16 protein-coding genes and 1 other annotated feature are annotated in these 18302 nt (G+C 29.5%); of the genes, 2 read left to right on the plus strand and 14 right to left on the minus strand.

What is annotated here, in order from left to right; all coding sequences use genetic code 11:
* The first annotated feature begins 101 nt into the window (after window positions 1-101).
* Complete coding sequence (locus H2684_RS02900; protein WP_182087859.1) at window positions 102-1211, plus strand: hypothetical protein; 1110 nt, start codon at window positions 102-104, stop codon at window positions 1209-1211.
* Window positions 1212-1402: 191 nt separating this feature from the next.
* On the opposite strand, the gene H2684_RS02905 is transcribed toward H2684_RS02900, so the two are convergent.
* From H2684_RS02905 to H2684_RS02945, 9 genes are all read right to left on the minus strand, one after another.
* Window positions 1403-1990: a tyrosine-type recombinase/integrase gene (locus tag H2684_RS02905; RefSeq protein WP_182087860.1), complete on the minus strand. Its 588-nt coding sequence runs from the start codon at window positions 1988-1990 to the stop codon at window positions 1403-1405.
* A gap of 277 nt (window positions 1991-2267) precedes the next feature.
* A complete protein-coding gene (locus H2684_RS02910; RefSeq protein WP_207719364.1) occupies window positions 2268-3551 on the minus strand; it encodes a restriction endonuclease subunit S in 1284 nt (427 codons plus the stop codon).
* A complete protein-coding gene (locus tag H2684_RS02915; protein WP_182087861.1) occupies window positions 3544-4974 on the minus strand; it encodes a class I SAM-dependent DNA methyltransferase in 1431 nt (476 codons plus the stop codon). The genes H2684_RS02910 and H2684_RS02915 overlap by 8 nt, the downstream gene beginning before the upstream one ends.
* 20 nt (window positions 4975-4994) lie before the next feature.
* Entirely contained in the window at window positions 4995-7370 is a 2376-nt protein-coding gene (locus H2684_RS02920; protein WP_182087862.1) for a DEAD/DEAH box helicase family protein, read from the minus strand.
* 535 nt (window positions 7371-7905) lie between these two features.
* Complete coding sequence (locus H2684_RS02925) at window positions 7906-10026, minus strand: recombinase family protein (protein ID WP_182087863.1); 2121 nt, start codon at window positions 10024-10026, stop codon at window positions 7906-7908.
* Between the two features lie 88 nt (window positions 10027-10114).
* Window positions 10115-10585 (minus strand): 23S rRNA (pseudouridine(1915)-N(3))-methyltransferase RlmH, encoded by a 471-nt coding sequence (gene rlmH, locus H2684_RS02930; RefSeq protein WP_182087864.1) that lies wholly within the window; start codon window positions 10583-10585, stop codon window positions 10115-10117.
* Window positions 10586-10600: 15 nt separating this feature from the next.
* On the minus strand, window positions 10601-11782 hold the full coding sequence (locus H2684_RS02935; protein ID WP_182087865.1) for a cation:proton antiporter: 1182 nt from the start codon (window positions 11780-11782) through the stop codon (window positions 10601-10603).
* Window positions 11783-11830: 48 nt separating this feature from the next.
* Window positions 11831-11886 (minus strand) — a sequence feature (sodium ion sensor (DUF1646 type); this cis-regulatory element may regulate processes involved in with the transportation of sodium ions).
* 147 nt (window positions 11887-12033) lie between these two features.
* On the minus strand, window positions 12034-12348 hold the full coding sequence (locus tag H2684_RS02940; RefSeq protein ID WP_182087866.1) for a hypothetical protein: 315 nt from the start codon (window positions 12346-12348) through the stop codon (window positions 12034-12036).
* Between the two features lie 117 nt (window positions 12349-12465).
* Window positions 12466-13716: a YibE/F family protein gene (locus H2684_RS02945; RefSeq protein ID WP_182087867.1), complete on the minus strand. Its 1251-nt coding sequence runs from the start codon at window positions 13714-13716 to the stop codon at window positions 12466-12468.
* Window positions 13717-14039: 323 nt separating this feature from the next.
* Between H2684_RS02945 and H2684_RS02950 the strand changes: the two genes are divergently transcribed.
* A complete protein-coding gene (locus tag H2684_RS02950) occupies window positions 14040-14777 on the plus strand; it encodes a TerC family protein (protein ID WP_182087868.1) in 738 nt (245 codons plus the stop codon).
* A 40-nt stretch (window positions 14778-14817) separates the two neighbouring features.
* Here H2684_RS02950 and H2684_RS02955 read toward each other — a convergent pair whose 3' ends face one another.
* The 5 genes from H2684_RS02955 to H2684_RS02975 all read right to left on the minus strand — a co-directional run bounded on the left by H2684_RS02955 (window position 14818) and on the right by H2684_RS02975 (window position 18184).
* Window positions 14818-15276 (minus strand): PadR family transcriptional regulator, encoded by a 459-nt coding sequence (locus H2684_RS02955; RefSeq protein ID WP_182087869.1) that lies wholly within the window; start codon window positions 15274-15276, stop codon window positions 14818-14820.
* A 6-nt stretch (window positions 15277-15282) separates the two neighbouring features.
* Entirely contained in the window at window positions 15283-16134 is an 852-nt protein-coding gene (locus H2684_RS02960) for a DegV family protein (protein WP_182087870.1), read from the minus strand.
* A gap of 185 nt (window positions 16135-16319) precedes the next feature.
* Window positions 16320-17099, minus strand: coding sequence for a hypothetical protein (locus H2684_RS02965; RefSeq protein WP_182087871.1), 780 nt, complete (start codon window positions 17097-17099; stop codon window positions 16320-16322).
* On the minus strand, window positions 17099-17797 hold the full coding sequence (locus H2684_RS02970) for an ABC transporter ATP-binding protein (protein ID WP_182087872.1): 699 nt from the start codon (window positions 17795-17797) through the stop codon (window positions 17099-17101). Before H2684_RS02970 ends, H2684_RS02965 begins: the two co-directional genes overlap by 1 nt.
* Window positions 17798-18184 carry a GntR family transcriptional regulator gene (locus tag H2684_RS02975; RefSeq protein ID WP_182087873.1) on the minus strand — a complete coding sequence of 129 codons (387 nt, stop codon included), beginning with the start codon at window positions 18182-18184 and terminating at the stop codon, window positions 17798-17800.
* Window positions 18185-18302 lie beyond the last annotated feature (118 nt).

An 18302-nucleotide genomic window follows, 5' to 3' on the forward strand; every position in this document is an offset into this window, starting at 1 on the left:
AAAATTTTTTAAAATATTTGGCCTAAAAATTTGAATCTCAGAAGATGATATGTAAAATTACCTCCAAATCTCTAAAAAGATTAGAGAAAGGAGGTGAATACATGATATCCGTCGACACTATCCGAGCATACACATATACCAATATTAATATAAATTACCTTATAAAGAATGACTGGAGGAAATGGGTAAATAGAAAGGATGGTACTGTTTCTTATTTTAAGAAGGATAAGCATCTCCTATTTTGGTACTTTCCTCAGGGAATACTGTTGATTAAATTCAGTATTTCAAAATTTTATTATGGGACAAACGCTAAAGAATTTGACTTGGATAATGCAAATCTAATAATCAAGTTAGTAAATCGTAAAATTAAAAAACTTTTCCCCTCAAGTAGCAAGATAAATTCATTTGAAAACTGGACTTGTAATGAAATTCATCCCTTTGTTCATATACATACGGATAATATAAAAGATAAAATCGCTTACTTAGAGTGCATTAAGAAACTAAATTATCCTAGACTGAAAAAATACACGTATCCAACGGGAATACAGGCTAGAAACAAGAGTCGTTCTATTAATATTTATAGCAAATCAGATGAAATAAAATTTAGGGCTGATAATAAGCCCTCTGCAATATCAGTTGAGGATTTATCGATAAATAATATTGAAAATGTCATAAGGTTTGAATATCAACTAAAGAAGTATTCCCTAAAATATGGCTTTAAAAATAACAGAAAAGTAAAAGATGTTCTGAGAAAAAATTTCTGCAAAAATATACTTGTAGCAGTTATGAAAACCATTGGTCTTGATAATCCCTTTTTGTATAAAACAGAAACCATAAGTAAAATAAAAAAAGAATTTGGTAAAGTAAAGGCTAGAAATTTAATCGAATTCATTACTGATTTAAACGAAAACTCTGAATGTGTCATTAATACAAAATATTCCAAAAGAACAAAAAATAATTATCTAAGGATATTAAAGAAAAAGAAAATTAACCCTATATTCCTTTCAGATAAAGTAAATAAAAAAATTAATTTTACAAATTTTGAAAAACCAACTAAATCAACCTTCCAATTTTCTCTTTTAAAAATATTTTTACTAATAACTATTTTAAAATTGTGTAATGTACCTCTAAAAAATTATTATATAAAACCTATAGCATTGACCTCAGTATTTACCGCAGAAGCATATTTTCATGAAGATGGAGGTGGATAGCGTTTATATAGTCTGTATATATCATAGGGAAAATTAATCCCTATTTAAAATAACTATAACTACAACTATCACCTAAAATAACCATATAACAACCTTTAACACGTGTTAAACTCAAATTAATATACACAAATCAAGGCCATTATGTATTTTTTCAAAGTGAAATACACAATGGTCTATTTGTGCTTGTATCTTTATACCAGCATATTATGTCTTTCTAATTTTTCCAGCATAGTTTTTTGCTGTGAAGAAGTAAACTGAAAGTAGCAAAGTGTAGAGTTCACAGATTTATGGGAAAGCCAAAACTTAACTTCTTTAATATCTAAGTCGGATTCAGCAAGGTGTACCGCAATTGAATGCTTCAAACAGTGGAAATGCCATTTACTCTTATCTTTTATTTTTGCTATTTTGCAGTATCGCTTTATCAAATAGTCCAGCGTTTTCCTTGATATTGGCTTTTGTTCTTGACTTTTAAAAAGCAACTCTGCTTCTTCTTTTATTCCATATTCTTTTATATACCTATTTAAAACTTTGGTAGTTTCTTTGTCTAGGGCTATTGTATTATTCCAACTACCTTTTAGTCGCTTACAGTATAATTCTCCTTTTAATTTATTGTAGTATTCCAATTTTAATAGTCCAACTTCTGACGCTCGAAGTCCACACCGGTATGCTACTCTAAATATACACAAGTTGCGAAGTGCATGTCTATCATTAGATTTTTGTATTGTTTTAAACAGCCTTTTTAACTCATCTTGAGTAAAATATTTTATCGTAGTATCCATAAAACCCTCCTTAAACTTGGACAATATATTCATAACGTCCAACTTCAAATAATCTATAAACCTTGGTATCTCTAGGTTTACAGTATTATTACTAAAATCAAATAAAATGTTGGACATTACTCAGGAATTTATCAGCAGTACAAGCATCCATTGCTTACTTTTTATGTAATGCTTCTAAACATAATATAGCGCATGATGTCCAAGTTGTAAGGTCCTTTTTTTAATTTCTATTCTAACTACGCAAAAAGGCTTTCAGGTTAAGCCCAAAAGCCCTTTGTTATGCTTCCTTAAATGCTTCTTGTAAAACAGATTGCATTAATAATTCACTATCTTTTTTTGATTGTTCAATATTTTTTTCAAGTTCATCACATAAAGTCATTAATTGGTTTGCTTTTTCTACAATGCGTTTTTGTTCATTTAGTGGGGGTAATGGTACTATAAAATTCTTTATACATTTTATAACCAGATTTTTATTACCAATACCTTGTGTATTTTCTTCAGATTGTTTCTTTCCTAATGGAGAGTTAAGCATGTATTCAATATAGTATGGATAAAGTGTGTTATGAATTATCTTTAGTAACGCTAAACTTACAAAAATGCTAAATTCTCTTTTCGTATCTATTACTTTTGCTATTCCTGTAGTACCAACTTTAGTTAATAATACATCTCCATACTCTGGTTTGCACCTTTTTATTAATTCTTCATGCTCTTGTTGAGTAATAAATCTTGTATGATTAAAATCAATAAATCCATTACTAATATCTTTAACAGATAAAAATGGAACTCCCTTTGAAACATAGTTAGGAGTACTATGTGTACCATCTGTTATTAAAGAACATATTTCTCCTAATCTCACCCATTCCCATCCCTTTGGCAATTCATATGGAATTTCATCTTCTGTAATGGGTGGAAGAGGTTTTTGTTTTTTTATTTTCTTTTCCTTTATTAGTCGTTCTTTTTCTTCTTTTATTCTTTCTAAAAGAACACTTGCTGGTTCATCATCAGGGTCTTGTGGTACTAGTTTACCCTGTACGGCTTCTTGAAGAATGCTTTGACGGAGTTTAGTTATATAAGTCAAATTTTTTTTAAAAATCAAATTTAATTCATTAATCTTAGGTTCAACTTCTTCTATTCTTTCCCTTCCTAGTTTTTGATATTCTATACTTGGTAAAGGTATGCAATAGTTTTTAAAATTCTTCATATTTATAGCCAACTTTGAGGTTCCAGTAGCAATACTCTTAACTATAGTATCTCTATTTAATTTGAAATAATAAAAATAAAACTTCAAATCAACTTTATCTATTAAATTATCTTTAGGTGTTAAGACAAAACATAAATCACTGGCTATAAACTTTCCATTTACATAATGAGTTCTACCTAAAGAACCTGCTGCGCCCGCTGCAAAAACTAATGCTTCACAGTCATGCGAATACTCATTATGTGTTTTCCATTCTGCACTTGCAGTTATAAAATCGAATTGTCCATCAACATTTTTAGAACTTTGGACTAATCCTTTTTCAACGTTAAAAATATCTCCTATTTTAAAGAATTTACTATCCATTGTTCAATACTCCTTTTAATTCATAAAGTAAATTCTTACTCTTTTCTAAATTCTTATCTATTCTATCTATTAATTCATTAGTCGAGGGAACAAATTCTTCAGTTTGTTTATTGGAATTTTTTATATCCAAATTATAATTCCTGCCCTTTATCTCCTCTATACTAACCTTCCAAGCATATTGATTTTCTTTTCTGTTATTCCACCACTGTTTTTCAAGTTCAAACTCTTCATGTCTTATTGGTTTAGTCTTTGTATATTTTTTATATCCTTTTGGCAATGGATGCTCAAAATACCAAATTTCTTTTGTCGACTTTCCTTTTTCAAAGAATAGTAAATTAGTATTTATATCTGTATATGGAGCAAATACGCCATTAGGCAGCCTTACTATTGTATGCAGATTAAACTCCTCCAGCAATTTCTCTTTTATGGTGGTCTTTACACCTTCACCAAAAAGGAATCCATCCGGCAATACAATTGCAGCCCTTCCAGTATCTTTTAAAAGATACATTAAAAGCACCATAAAAAGGTCAGCAGTTTCCTTTGTTTGAAATTGGTGAGGAAAGTTAACCTGTATACCATCTTCCTCAATGCCACCAAAAGGTGGATTTGTTACAATAATATCTACTTTATCTATAGGTTTATAATCTCTTACATTACGAGTCAAAGAGTTATCATGTTTTATCTTGGGACTATCTATATCATGTAAAATCAAATTAGTTACGCCCAGCATGTATGGTAAAGGTTTTTTTTCAATACCCAGTATAGATTCCTGTAATGTTTTCTCATCCTCTATATTTTTTACTTGCTTTTTCAAATGTTCTAATGCACATACTAAAAATCCACCTGTACCACAAGCAAAGTCTAAAACCTTTTCTCCTAATTGTGGATTAACCATATCTACCATAAATTGGGTCACAGCCCTTGGAGTGTAGTATTCTCCTGCATTTCCTGCACTTTGCAAATCCCTTAGTATGCTCTCGTAAATATCATTAAATAAATGCCTGTCTTTTTGTGTTGTAAAATCTATTTCATTTAACTTATTGATTACTTGCCTCATTAAAGTTCCAGACTTCATATAATTATAAGAATCCTCAAAAACAGCCTTTACGATAAATGCCTTTGGATTGCTGCTTTCATCCAATTTTATTTCTTTTAACTCCTTAAAAAGTTTATTATTTACAAAATCTAAAAGTTCATCACCTGTAATACCTTCATCATTTGCAGCCCAATCCCTCCAGCGCAATCCTTCTGGAATAATTGGAGTGTAATTATCATCCATAAGTTCCCATTCTTCTTCTTTTGCATCAAACACCTTCAAAAATATCATCCAAACAAGTTGAGATATTCTTTGTGCATCTCCATCTACGCCAGCGTCTTGGCGCATAATATCTTGAACTGCTTTAATTGTTGCAGATATCGACATTTGTACTTCACCCTCCTAATCTATGCAGTATATATTTCTTTTTCTAATTCTTTAATTGCTTCTAAGTATTTTTTCTTCCCACCAAATCGTTTAACTATTTCGATAGGAGAACCAAATTTTTTAAAGTCAGGAACTTTAAGTATTTCTAAATTCTCAAGATTTTCAATCCCCTCATCAGCATACTTATCTAAAAGTGCTTCTAACACTTCTCTTGCACTTTCGCCGTATTTTGTAAAATAGTTTCTCTTCTTTACATTATTAGCCCTTTCTTTCCTTGATAAAGGTGGCATATCAAAGGCTACATGACAAATCAGGTCAAAGGGGTCCAAGTCCTTTCCTACTTCATCTTTAAGTTCTTCAATGAATACCCCTCTCTCTTCTAATTCTTTTATGATGGCTTCCTTTCTCTCCGCTTTCTTCCATTTTGTTAGAAACTCATCAAGAGTTTTAAATTCATTTTTAATATTTTTCTTAGTATAAGAAATCAATGATTCAGTTATCAGTTTGCCGTCCTTATCATAGTAATAAACTCTTTCGTGTATTACCTTTACAGGAACATCATTTACATAGTATTTGGCTGGAGTTTCATTAATATCTCCACCATCTATAATTTCAGGAGGAATACCTTCTCCACAGTCTTCTTCAGACTCATATTCGACACCTAATTCTCCTTCGCCACCTACAACATCTTCCTCTTCTTCAATAGGGATGTCTCCTTCAGTAGTCTTAACAATTACAGGGTCTCCATCAAAGTCTGGGTCAGCAAATAATTTAGTAACTCCTCTAAAATCAATGATAGTAAAATATTGTTTTCCATAATCTTCTCTTATTCTTGTACCTCTTCCTATGATTTGTTTGAATTCAATCATGCTATTTATATTAGCATCTAAAATGATAAATTCACAAGTTTGAGCATCTACCCCTGTAGTCATTAATTTGCTAGTTGTAACTAATACAGGATATTTACTCGCAGGGTCAATAAAGTTATCTAATTCAGCCTTTCCTTCTTCATTATCCCCAGTAATTCGCATAACATATTTAGGATTTTCTGTTACTAAATCTGCATTTTCATTGACAAGTGCCTGTCTCATTCTTTCGGCATGTTCAATATCTACACAGAAAAATATGGATTTTGCAAACCTTGAATTATTCTTCTTTAAGTAGTCTGATACTTTTTTAGCAACAATCTTTGTTCTGTTTTCAAGTACTAAGTTTTTATCATAATCTTTTATATTATACTCTCTGTCTTCAATTTCAAAACCGTACTTATCCCTTTTCCCTTTTTCTGGTCTATAACCTTCTACATCTCTATCTAACAATACCCTAATGACTTTGTATGGAGCAAGAAAACCATCTTCAATCCCCTGCTTTAATGAGTAAGTATAAATAGGTTTACCAAAGTATTCCATATTTGATACATCTTTTGTTTCCTTTGGAGTAGCCGTAAGTCCTATCTGAGTGGCAGGATGAAAGTATTCTAATATTTCTCTCCATGCAGAATCTTCTTTTGCACTTCCCCTATGGCACTCATCAATGATGACTAAATCAAAAAAGTCTTGTGAAAACTGCTTATATACATTTTTAAACTCCTCTGCACCTGAAATTCCTTGATATAGGGCTAAGTAAATTTCATGGGCTTTATCTATTTTTCTATTGGTGATTTTCGTCATTTTATCACCGAAATATTTAAAATCATTTGCCATAGTCTGGTCTACTAATATATTCCTGTCGGCTAAAAATAGGATTCTTTTTTTAGCCCTAGATTTCCAAAGCCTATAGATAATTTGGAAGGCTGTATAGGTTTTCCCTGTACCAGTTGCCATTACAAGTAAAATTCGATTTTGTCCTTTGGCAATTGCTTCTATAGTCCTGTTTATAGCAATTCGCTGATAATATCTTGGAGTTTTTCCATCTTGCTCAAAGTAATATTCCTGTGCAACAATTGCTTCTTCTCTCTCATTAATTCCTTTGGCTTTTTTATATCTATTCCATAATTCTTCAGGTGACGGGAACTGATTAAGTGGTATCTCTTTTTCTTTTATCCCTTTAATAGTCATCCTATCATGTTCTAAAAATGCATCTCCATTGCTTGAAAATGCAAAAGGTATATCTAATATTTCTGCATAATTTAATGCTTGCTGCATACCTGCTCCCACAGAATGTTTATTATCTTTTGCTTCTATAATAGCAAGAGGTATATTAGATTTATAATAGAGTATATAGTCCGCTCTTTTCCTCTCTCCTCTTGTAACTAATTTTTTTCTAACTATAATTCTACCATCAGTAAAAGAGACTTCTTCTCTAATTTGTCTTTCTAAATCCCATCCTGCATTTATCAAAGACGGTGTTATGTACTTGGAACATATATCCCTTTCAGATAAATCTTTCTTATTCACAATTTCACCCCGTTCCCAATGTTTCAATCATAATCATGGATGTAACATTTATTAAAATTATATCACAAATGTCCAAGAATTAGAAATTGGAATAGTATGTTGAATTGAAATTGTAAAAAGGCATTTTTATAATGCCTTTTTACAATAAATACCTTATTTAATTTTATATAGTTATTAATTCTTAATGGAGGTAATAATAGAGTAATAAATTATAAGGTATTATTTCAAGCCTTTTAATAATATTTTTACTTTATAATTTTCAGTATATAAGTCATTTTTACTATTAATCAACATTTGGAAATAATATTATAGTATATAAACTTTTTACAAGATTATAGTTTAATAACACCTTATTCTTATTTATATGAATTCTAATCAGACCTGATTAAACATTAATACCTTTTAGTTATCAATTGATTATAACTAAAAAGGTTCATTTTCTACTGCTATATATTATAGAATAATTGTAGAGTGGGCTCTCGGAGAACACTATCGATTTCAACCCTCTACTTTTAATTAAAGCATATATCATTCATTAGGTTTTAAGAACTTTTTCATGATTAGTACTTTTTAATAAATACTTAAATTTTAATTCCTCATACTTTTTATCAAAGTTTTGGATTATTTCATCAAGCGTTATATTTTCTGATACTTGCTTAGTTTCCTCTAAACATTCATCAATAAGTTCTTCTATGAACTCATCATTATTTTTATCTCTAACAGCATCTAATTCTTCTATATAACTTCTAAATTTATTGCTCATATTTACTTTTGTTATATCTTTTATATACTCTTCAGCATCACCATAATATTGTTGTAAAAGGTTTAATTCTATTCCCTTTGTTTTTTTTAGATAGTTATTAAACTCTTTAAAATCCTGAACCCCCAGAATCTTACAAATCCCTATAATACTGGAATACTGATTATATTGAATTTCTTTAATTTCTAATTTTTTTGGTCCATATCTTGCATTACTGATGGTGTTTATTACAATCCTTGAATAAACTTTTTCAAGTAGTTGTCTTTTTTGCAATAGTGATAATGAATTAAAATAGTCTTCTATATTGTCAAACTGTTCTTGTTCACGACTTTCCTTTAACAAGGCTTCTTTACGTCTTTCTGCTTGTTTGATATTATTTTGCTGTTCCGTTATTAGTTGTTGAACTTTTGCAATATCAATTTCTGCGTCATTTATCATTTTCTGAAGCCTTTTATATTTAAGGGTTCCAGAATCCTCTAATAGTTGGCGTTCAATCAAAGTATCCAACTTTGATACTAACCTAGTTTTATTTTTCTCAAGTATCTTTATTTCATCTTTAATTTTGGCAATCTCCTTATCAAAAAGCATTTGTTCATCAGTTCCGTATTTTTTGTAAATATACTGCTGATATTCTTTCACTAACATAAATGCTTCTTTAAGTAGTTTAAAAAAATCTTCTTTTATCAAGTTAAATGCCCGTTCTTCTTGCACAGAATAATAACCATCACAGTAATTTCGTCCTGCATTATAACTATTGCATTTATAATATACTTTTGCCTTACCTCTTTTACCATTAGCCAACTTTGGTGCAGGTTGTAGGGAAGATGTCATTCTTCCTCCGCATCCAGGACACCTTAAAATATTTATAAACATTTTTTTATTTGCATCATCAAACTGTTGCTTTGTAATTCCACGCATGGATTTTGCTGTATTCTGATTCATTCGAACTTTTCTTCTACTTCGCAAACGCTCTAATGTTTCTAGAAAGATATCTTCTGAAATAATCGCTTCATGATTTCCAAGTGGTAACTCATGAAAGTTAATATCATATATAGTTTTCTTTTCCCAAATTCTTACACCTTCTTCAGTACTTTTCTTTTTCCTTCGTTTTCCCCAGAAAAGTCTCCCGCAATAAATGGGATTTTCTAACATTTTTTGAACAGTTGCTGTTGCAAACTGTTTTCCTTTCCTTGTTTTATAACCATGTAAATTTAGGTGCTGGGCTACATTTTTTATACTATACTTTTCTTTAGTAAATAAATTAAAAATCAATTCTACAATAGGTTTTTCTTCTTCATTTATAATAAGCCTCTTCTTTATATCTCTTTTCTTTGTTTTAATGTTTTGATTTTCCTGAAAGTTATTCTCTTGTTTTACTGAGAAATACTCATATTTGTATCCATAGGGCGGTGGTCCTCCAAAATAATTCCCCGCTTCTACAGATTTGCTCATACCGTCAATTACCCTTTCCCTAAGTTGGTCAATAAATAACTCATTAAGCATGCTGTAAATACTTACCATAATTTTTGCATTTTGCCCATTTATGTCCCCATTAAAAGCACCATCACAGGTGTAAAGCCTTAAATTATTTTCCTTCAATAATTTGAAAATCTGAAGTGTATGGCTAATGCTTCTACTGATTCGGCTTAAATCATAGCAGCAAATCCCGTCATACTGCCCCTTTTCTAACTTTTCCAACAGTTCTTTTAATTGGTCTCTCTCTAGTATAGTTGTTCCAGATATTCCAGCATCACAAAAGAAGTCAATATCTGCATCATTATATCCTTTACTTTTCAAAAGAAAAATGCATCTCTCTTTTTGAACATCTAAGGAATAAGCATCATCAGCCGCCTGCCGTGCCGAGGAAACCCTCGTATATACTGCTATTTTACCCATAATAACATGCCTCCTTCCTGTGTTTCCATTCTGTTATTAGCATAACACATGAAAAACACGAGTGATTTGGAGTCATGTATTCAGTAAATTACGGCTCACCTCTAATTATCCTAAATCCTCTATAAATTTGCTCCAAAAGCATTACCCTAAAAAGTTGATGTGGAAATGTCATCTTGGAAAAACATAATTTATAGTCAGCTCTACATAAAATTTCCCTGGAAATTCCAAGAGAGCCTCCTATTACAAACGCTATATTGCTTTTCCCCTTAAGTCCCAAATCTCCTATGAAATCTGCAAATTCATTAGATGTAATCATATTTCCCTTTAAATCAAGTACAACTACATACATACTGTCACTTATGTGTTTTAGTATTCTTTTGCCTTCTTTATCCTTTATAATTTCTTCATCTTTTTTAGATGCAGTATCTGGTGTCTTCTCATCTTGAACTTCTATTATATTAAGCTTGCAATATCTTGAAAGTCTTTTTGAATATTCCTCTATGGCACTTTTTAAATATTTCTCCTTTAGTTTTCCTACTCCTATTATTGTGATGTTCATATTGTGTCTTCTCCATTAAATTTCCTCAATACGTTTTTCATTTTTATGTGAAAATGTCAATTTAAGCAGTATAGGAGTTACAATTGTAGTCAAAATAACAACAATCAAAGTTGGAAGAAATATTTCCTCGGATATTATTTTATCTTGAAGTCCTATGTTTGCAGTTATTATTGCAACTTCACCTCTTGAAATCATACCTGCTCCAATTTGCAGCGATTCACTTCTTGTCATCTTAAGAAGTCTTGCAACTCCACCACAGCCTAGTACTTTACCAAGCACTGCAATAACAAACATAACTATAGTAATTAAAAGCACTTCTAAATTCAATCCACTTAAATTTGCCTCAATTCCTACACTAGCAAAGAATATAAGAGATAAAAATCCAGAAGAAATTGCTGATATGTTTCTCTCTAAGTAGTCCCTATATGCAACGGATGAAAGTATAAGGCCACATATGTATGCTCCTGTAATTGCAGCTATACCTAGTGTTTCTGCTATATATGCAAATAATATAGCAAAAGCTATTGCAAATGTTAAAAGTTCCTTTCCAGGCTTTATACGAATTGTAAACTTATTTATATACTTTGGAAAATATACTACTCCAATTATTGAAAATATACAGAACAAAAGTATTTTTATAAATACATATACAATAGACATCATACCTGTACTTCCTGCATCAGAAGTCTGTGCTACCGCTAATACTATTGATATAAGCATAAGTCCAAGTATATCATCTATTACAGCAGCTCCTAAAATGTTTATACCTGATTTTGTATTCAATTTTCCAAGTTCTTTAAGTGTTTCAACTGTAATACTCACACTAGTTGCCGTAAGTATTACTCCAACAAATATATTTTCCCAAAAATTATTAAAAAACATATATGCGCTTAAAGTTCCCAATATAAGTGGAAGAAGTATTCCTCCAATTGCAATTAGTAGAGATGATAATCCTGCTTTTTTGAATTCTTCAACATTAGTTTCCAATCCTGCAAGAAACATAAGCATAATTACACCAAGATTAGCAAGTAGCTTTATGTTGTCATCATATTGTACAAGATTTAATACTACCGGTCCTAATATTACACCGGCTATTAAAGCTCCTAGCACCTCTGGCATTTTTAATTTTCTACTTATTATCCCCCCTACTTTAGTGAATATAAGTATTAGTACAATACTAAATAATGTCTTTTCCATGATACTCCTCCTAAAATTGAATAAAATAATAGAAAGCCCTCTAAAAAGGACTTCCCACCCCAAAAGTCTCAAATCTCTTGAATCAAATAATAATTTGTTCAACCGAAAATCAAATAACCATATTATTAATTTAATCAATTATAATATTTCTTTTTTAACATATTAATATAATATCATAACTAAATTTACTTTACAAATATTTTTTATAAAAAAAAGCAACCATTATATTTATAATGGCCGCTAACAATTCACTATCTACTTGATTGAAATGTATCCTTAAGTGATTCAAGAACGCTTTTTAAAGTTTTGTTTGCCAATTCTTCAATATCATCCATAATTTCTTCTTTACTCTTTATTCTATCTAGATATATATTTAATTGTCCCTCATGTAAATTTTTTACGCATTTAACTACTGAGTACTCAACATTATCTGATTTCAAAACTATTGTATCATCAGGTTTAAGATTAAAATACATTGGATTGTCAGACTTTATGCTTTCATAAGGTTCCATTACTTCTTTAGAGTCCTCATCATTAATTATATAAAAGTTTATTACAGTATCCACTTCTTTATCCTCCTATTATACTAATTTTTCATCCTAATCTATTAAAATAACTCTTTTTAGTATCAATATATTAAATTGGACAAATAAGTGTTACTTGTAAAACTTCAAATAAGATCTTTACTCTCTATCTTTTTTCCACAAAAATAAACTTTTAAATTTATCATATAGCACATCAACATCTATTTCATCTTCATTGTTTTTAGAATCATTTTTCTTTCTGCTCATAAGATATGCCGCTGCAAATGCAGTTATTGGTATTGAAAATATAAGCCCTATACTTCCAGCAAGTGCTTTAAGAATTTCAGCTGCAATTATATCTTGATTTATAGCAGTTGATATAGATGTAGTATACGAATATGAAGCTATCATTATCATAAGATACATAGCTCCACCTGCATAGGCAAGTATCAAAGTGTTAGACATACTTCCCATAATATCCTTTCCCACATTCATTCCAGACTTCACAAGTTCTTTCATTTTCATATCAGGCTTAGCAGATTTAAGTTCCTTTATAGAAGATGCAATAGATATACTTGTGTCCATAACTGCACCAAGGGCACCCATTATTATCTCAGCAAATAGTAATCCAGAAAAATTAAAATTTGCATTTTGAACAGTATATATTATAGTCTGCATTTCTTCATCTGTCAGTCCATTTACACGAATAATCGAATTTGAAAACATAGCTATTGCTCCTGCAATTATTACTCCTCCTGAAGTTCCTATAATAGCAGACAGTGTCTTATTATTTTTTCCACTTATTATAGTTAGATTTACTACAATTAAAAATATGCATATTACAGTAGATACATATACAGGATTAAAACCTTTAATTACAAGAGGTATTAAAATTTTCATTATTGCAAATCCAGTTATTCCAAGAGTTATTACTGACTTTAACCCTTTTAACCCACCAATTGCTATAAGTAAGATTACAAATACTGCTCCCAGTTCATATAAATATCTGTATCTAACAATTTCATATATGTATGCACTATTTGGATCTCCCTTTTTATAGTTATCAATATTTATAAGTACATTATCACCCACTCTTGCAAAACTCTGTGTATTGCTATTTTCATCATTTATTTTACCACTTACGGAATTCTGCACCTTTATTATTTGACCTTTCATTTTTCCGGAAGTTATCTTTACATCTACATATGAATATCTTATAGAGTTTTCACCTGAAGACTTTGATGTTTTATGTATAGCGATAACTTTTCCATGAACAGGTGAGTTTCCATCTGATGCACTATCTTTTCCTGAATCCATAACTTGAAAAAAAACAATAATTGTAATTATACCAATTAAAATAGCAACTAATTTTTTATTTATATTAAATATTTGTGTCACCTTCTCAACCATATCTATATTATTTTTACCTTTTTATCTTCTACATCATAATCATTTTTATAAATATTCTATTCAGAAATATTTTATCACATTTTACACTAAAAGTGTATGAAATAACATCTCATAATAACAAAGTCCTAAAATATAAAATAAAAAATCATAAAATAAATATTCATACAATAAATATATAGTATAAATTAAAAGAATAATATAGTCTATAAAAACTTATATAATATATAAAATAACTATATTATAAGTTATACTCTTTATATTTTTATGAATTTATGCTAATATAGTAAAGTATAGAAAATAAAATATTGATAAGGAGCTAAAACATGGAAAATCTAACTGCTTTTATAATAAGCGGACTTCAAATTACACTTTTAGATATAGTTTTAAGTGGAGATAATATAGGTGTAATTGCACTTGCCACAAGAAATTTACCAAAAAAGCATGCAAAGGCAGCATCATTAATTGGAGTAATGGCTGCAGTAATTCTAAGAATAATATTTGCATGTCTTATAACCTATATTTTAATGATAGACTGGCTTCCAATAAGGCTAGTAGGCGGAGTTATACTAATATATATAACAATTAACTTTATAAAACCAGAAAAAAAAGATGATGACGACCTAAACGTACATATGCATACTTCAAATAAATTTATAGGAGCCATATTTAGTATAGTTGCAGCAGACGCTACAATGAGCCTTGATAACGTACTTGCAATAGCTAGTTTAGCAGATGGACACACTGGTTTAATAATATTTGGGTTAATAGTAAACATTCCAATTATATTCTTTGGCAGCCAAATAGTGGCAAATCTTATGAATAAATATCCAATAGTTACTTACATAGGTGCAGCTATACTTGCACATACATCATTCAAATTAATCTTTGAAGATAGACTAACTAGAAATTTATTATCACCTATGGCTGTGAATTTAATAAGTTATGGTGCTGCACTACTCACTATAATTTACGGAATTTACATTATAAATAAGTCATCTTCTTATTCTTTAAAAGAATATCACAAATACAAAGAAAAAAGTTCAAAAAGAAAATACAGTTAAAAATAAAGGAGCTGATTAACTTTCAGCTCTTTTTTAAAATTTATTTATCTCCGTACAAATCCTTATATACTATTTTAAATACATCTAATGCTTCTTCAATTTTTTTTTTCAAAAGATTCTTTTTATGTTCAAATTCTATTTTCCCCTCATCTGTTAAAGTGTATATTTTTTGCATTTTATTATTTTTTGAATCATCCCATTTTCCAATTACCATTTTATTTTTTTCAAATTTTTTTAAAAGAGGATAAATTCCACCTGTACTAGGAATCCACTTTCCTGATGTTCTTTCTCCAATTTTATGAGCTATGTCATTTCCATTAGTAGGTTCAAGACTCAAAACATATAATACATAAAGTGGCAAAAGTCCCTTTGTAAACACTTGACCTACAGCTTTACTTTCCTTTTTTACTTTTTTTAAATCTTGTAACTTCTTTTTATATTCTTCATATAAAATTTTCTCTTCATTTTTAGTATTTTTTTCAAATTTAGAGCTAGACATGACAAATCATTCTTCCTCAAAAAGTGCTATTCCAACAAGTCCTGGGCCACTATGTGCACCTGCTACGGGACTCAAAATTCCACAAAACTTAGATTCAATTGCATTTACATGATTTTTAACTCCTTCTAAAACCCTTTTAGCATCTTCAGCTGCACAACCATCTACGACATAAACTCTACACTTTTTTGAATCCAAAATTCTATTTACTATTTGTATCATTCTAGTTATTGACTTTTTTCTTCCTCTTACTTTATCATATGTATAATACTTTCCATCTGACTGATCTATGGAAACAATTGGCTTTATATTTAAAAATTCTCCTACAGTACCAGCTACTTTACCTATTCTTCCACCTTTTTTTAAATATTCAAGAGTTCCTACTATAAAGAATACCTTTATTCTACTATTTATCTTTGGAATTTTCTTTACTATATCATCAAATTTAAATCCTCTTTCTATAAGTTTAGCACATTCTATAATTATTATACTTTCTCCAATAGAAATAGATTTTGAATCACATATATATGTTTTTATTTTAGGATGATTCTCACTTACAAGCTTTATTCCATTATAAAAGCCAGTCAACCCGCTTGAGAGAGTAACAACTATTGCATGTGTATATCCTTCCTTTTCTAATCTTGAAAAAGTACTTTCCATTTCATCTAAGGGTGGTATAGAAGACTTTGGTATTTCATTATGTAAATTATTATACACATATTCCGAAGTTATATTGACTTTATCTAAATATTCTCTATCTTTATATATTATCCTGTAATGCATTATATTTACATTGTATCTTTTTCTCATATCCTCTGGCAAGTCACTAGTAGAGTCTGTTATTAAAGCTATTTTTTCCAAAATTAATTCCTCCTAAAATGTAAATACTACTTATGTATAGTTTTCAATATTATAAATAAAATATACATTATAGTATATTATATCATTTATTAATTATATATCAATACTGATATATATCAATACTGATATATGCCACTATAAAAAAGCGAGTTCATACAATTGAACTCACTTTTTTATAACCCATCTTATAAATCTAACTTATTTTCTAATAAATAAGCAACTGCATAAAACATAATAATCAAAATAGTTACACTTAAAACTGCAGAAGATATATTTATATGAAGATTAGCATTACTGTTTATAAAAACACTATTCACTCCAGAAGATACTACATTTATATTAAATGTTTGTGGAAATATATCCTGGAATACTTTATCAATTTTTCCCTGTGCAATAACTAATATTATAAATATAATAAAACTTCCAATCTTGCCGAATTTCTTATTTTTAATAGCCACTTTACTCAAAGTTATTGCTAAATAACCTGTAAGCAAATAACTTGTATAAATAACTATTACAGACAATAATCCAAATATCATAAATTTCACGCTTGAATATTTAGAAATAAAATCTATCGTATTCCTTACCTGAAGCACTAATCCAGATGTAACATTAAGCAATTCAGCCCATAAAACCGTAATAATCGACGATACTGCAAATACCATAATAAATTGAATAAAACAGGTTATAATTTTACTTCCAAGTATCTCATATCCTCTCTTTGGTAAAGTAAACATGAGGTATCCACTATCTTCATATATATCCCTACTAAATACTTTTATATTCCATACAAAAACTATAACATATGCGGCAAAGCTTATCATCATATTTGCTATCATTATTGATTCATTTGTCCAATCATTTATTTTAAAACATAAAAATAGATTTAAAAGTATTATTGCACATGTCATTATTAGAAAGTCTTTATAGTATCCCTTAAGTTCATATTTAACAAGTTTCAACATTACTTGAACACCTCCCTATAAATTTCATCTATTGACTTATTGTGTTTTGCCCTAAGTTCTTCTGCTTCACCAGTTAATATTATATTTCCCTTTGATATAAAAGCAACATCATCAAATAATCTCTCTATATCACTTACAAGATGTGTAGTTATCAAAATAGAACTATCCTTACTGTATATATTGATTATTGCATCAAGTATTCTCTCTCTAGTTGTAGGATCTACTCCTCCAAGAGGTTCATCTAATATATATAATTTGGCATTTCTCGAAAGCACTAAAGTTAAATATAATTTTTCCTTCATACCCTTTGAAAGTTCTTTTACCTTGCTTTTCATGTCAAGGTTCATAAACTTTAGAAGTTCAATAGCCTTTTCATAGTCAAAGTCATCATACATATCTCTAAAGAAATCAAAAGCATCTTTTATTCTCATCCATTTAAAAAGATAGTCTTTATCTGGAAGATATGAAACCTGTGCCTTTGTAATAATTCCAGGCTTATTTCCATTTATAAATATTTCTCCAGAACTTTGTTTTAATATTCCTGCGGCTATTTTCAAAAAAGTAGTTTTTCCACTTCCATTAGGCCCAAGAAGTCCTACAATTCTTCCTTTCTTTACTTCAAGATCAATTCCATCTAAAGCGGTTTTATTAAAATATTTCTTTCTAATTCCTGATGCTTTAAGCAATATTTCTTCCATTTATATCTCCCCCTTATCATCGTCTATATTCTTGAGCTTTTTTCGAACTATATCAACTATTTCCAAGTTAGAAAATCCAATATTTTTCATTCCACTTATAAATTTATCTAGCACCTTACTTGCCATTTCATCTTTAAGGTTCTGCACCATTTTCATATCCTCCTTTACGAAGTTTCCCATTCCCCTTTGAGTATAGGTAATGCCTTCTCTCTCAAGTTCTTGATAAGTTCTCTGAACAGTATTTGGATTAACTTGAAACTTTGATGAAGTTTCTCTTATAGATGGCAGTTTATCACCTGGCTTTATCTCGTTTAATACTATTTTTCTCTTTATTTCATACATTAGTTGCTTATAAATAGGTATGTTAGGTTCAAATTCCATATCCATGATCACCCTCCTTTTTTAACACATGTATAGTATAATGTGCAATTACTGTACTACTACTATAGTACAGTATAATCGTATGTTAGTCAATAATTTATTTTTACAACATTTATTAAGACAT

The sequence above is a fragment of the Clostridium sp. cel8 genome (assembly GCF_014050525.1).
Lineage (GTDB): Bacteria > Bacillota > Clostridia > Clostridiales > Clostridiaceae > Clostridium_B.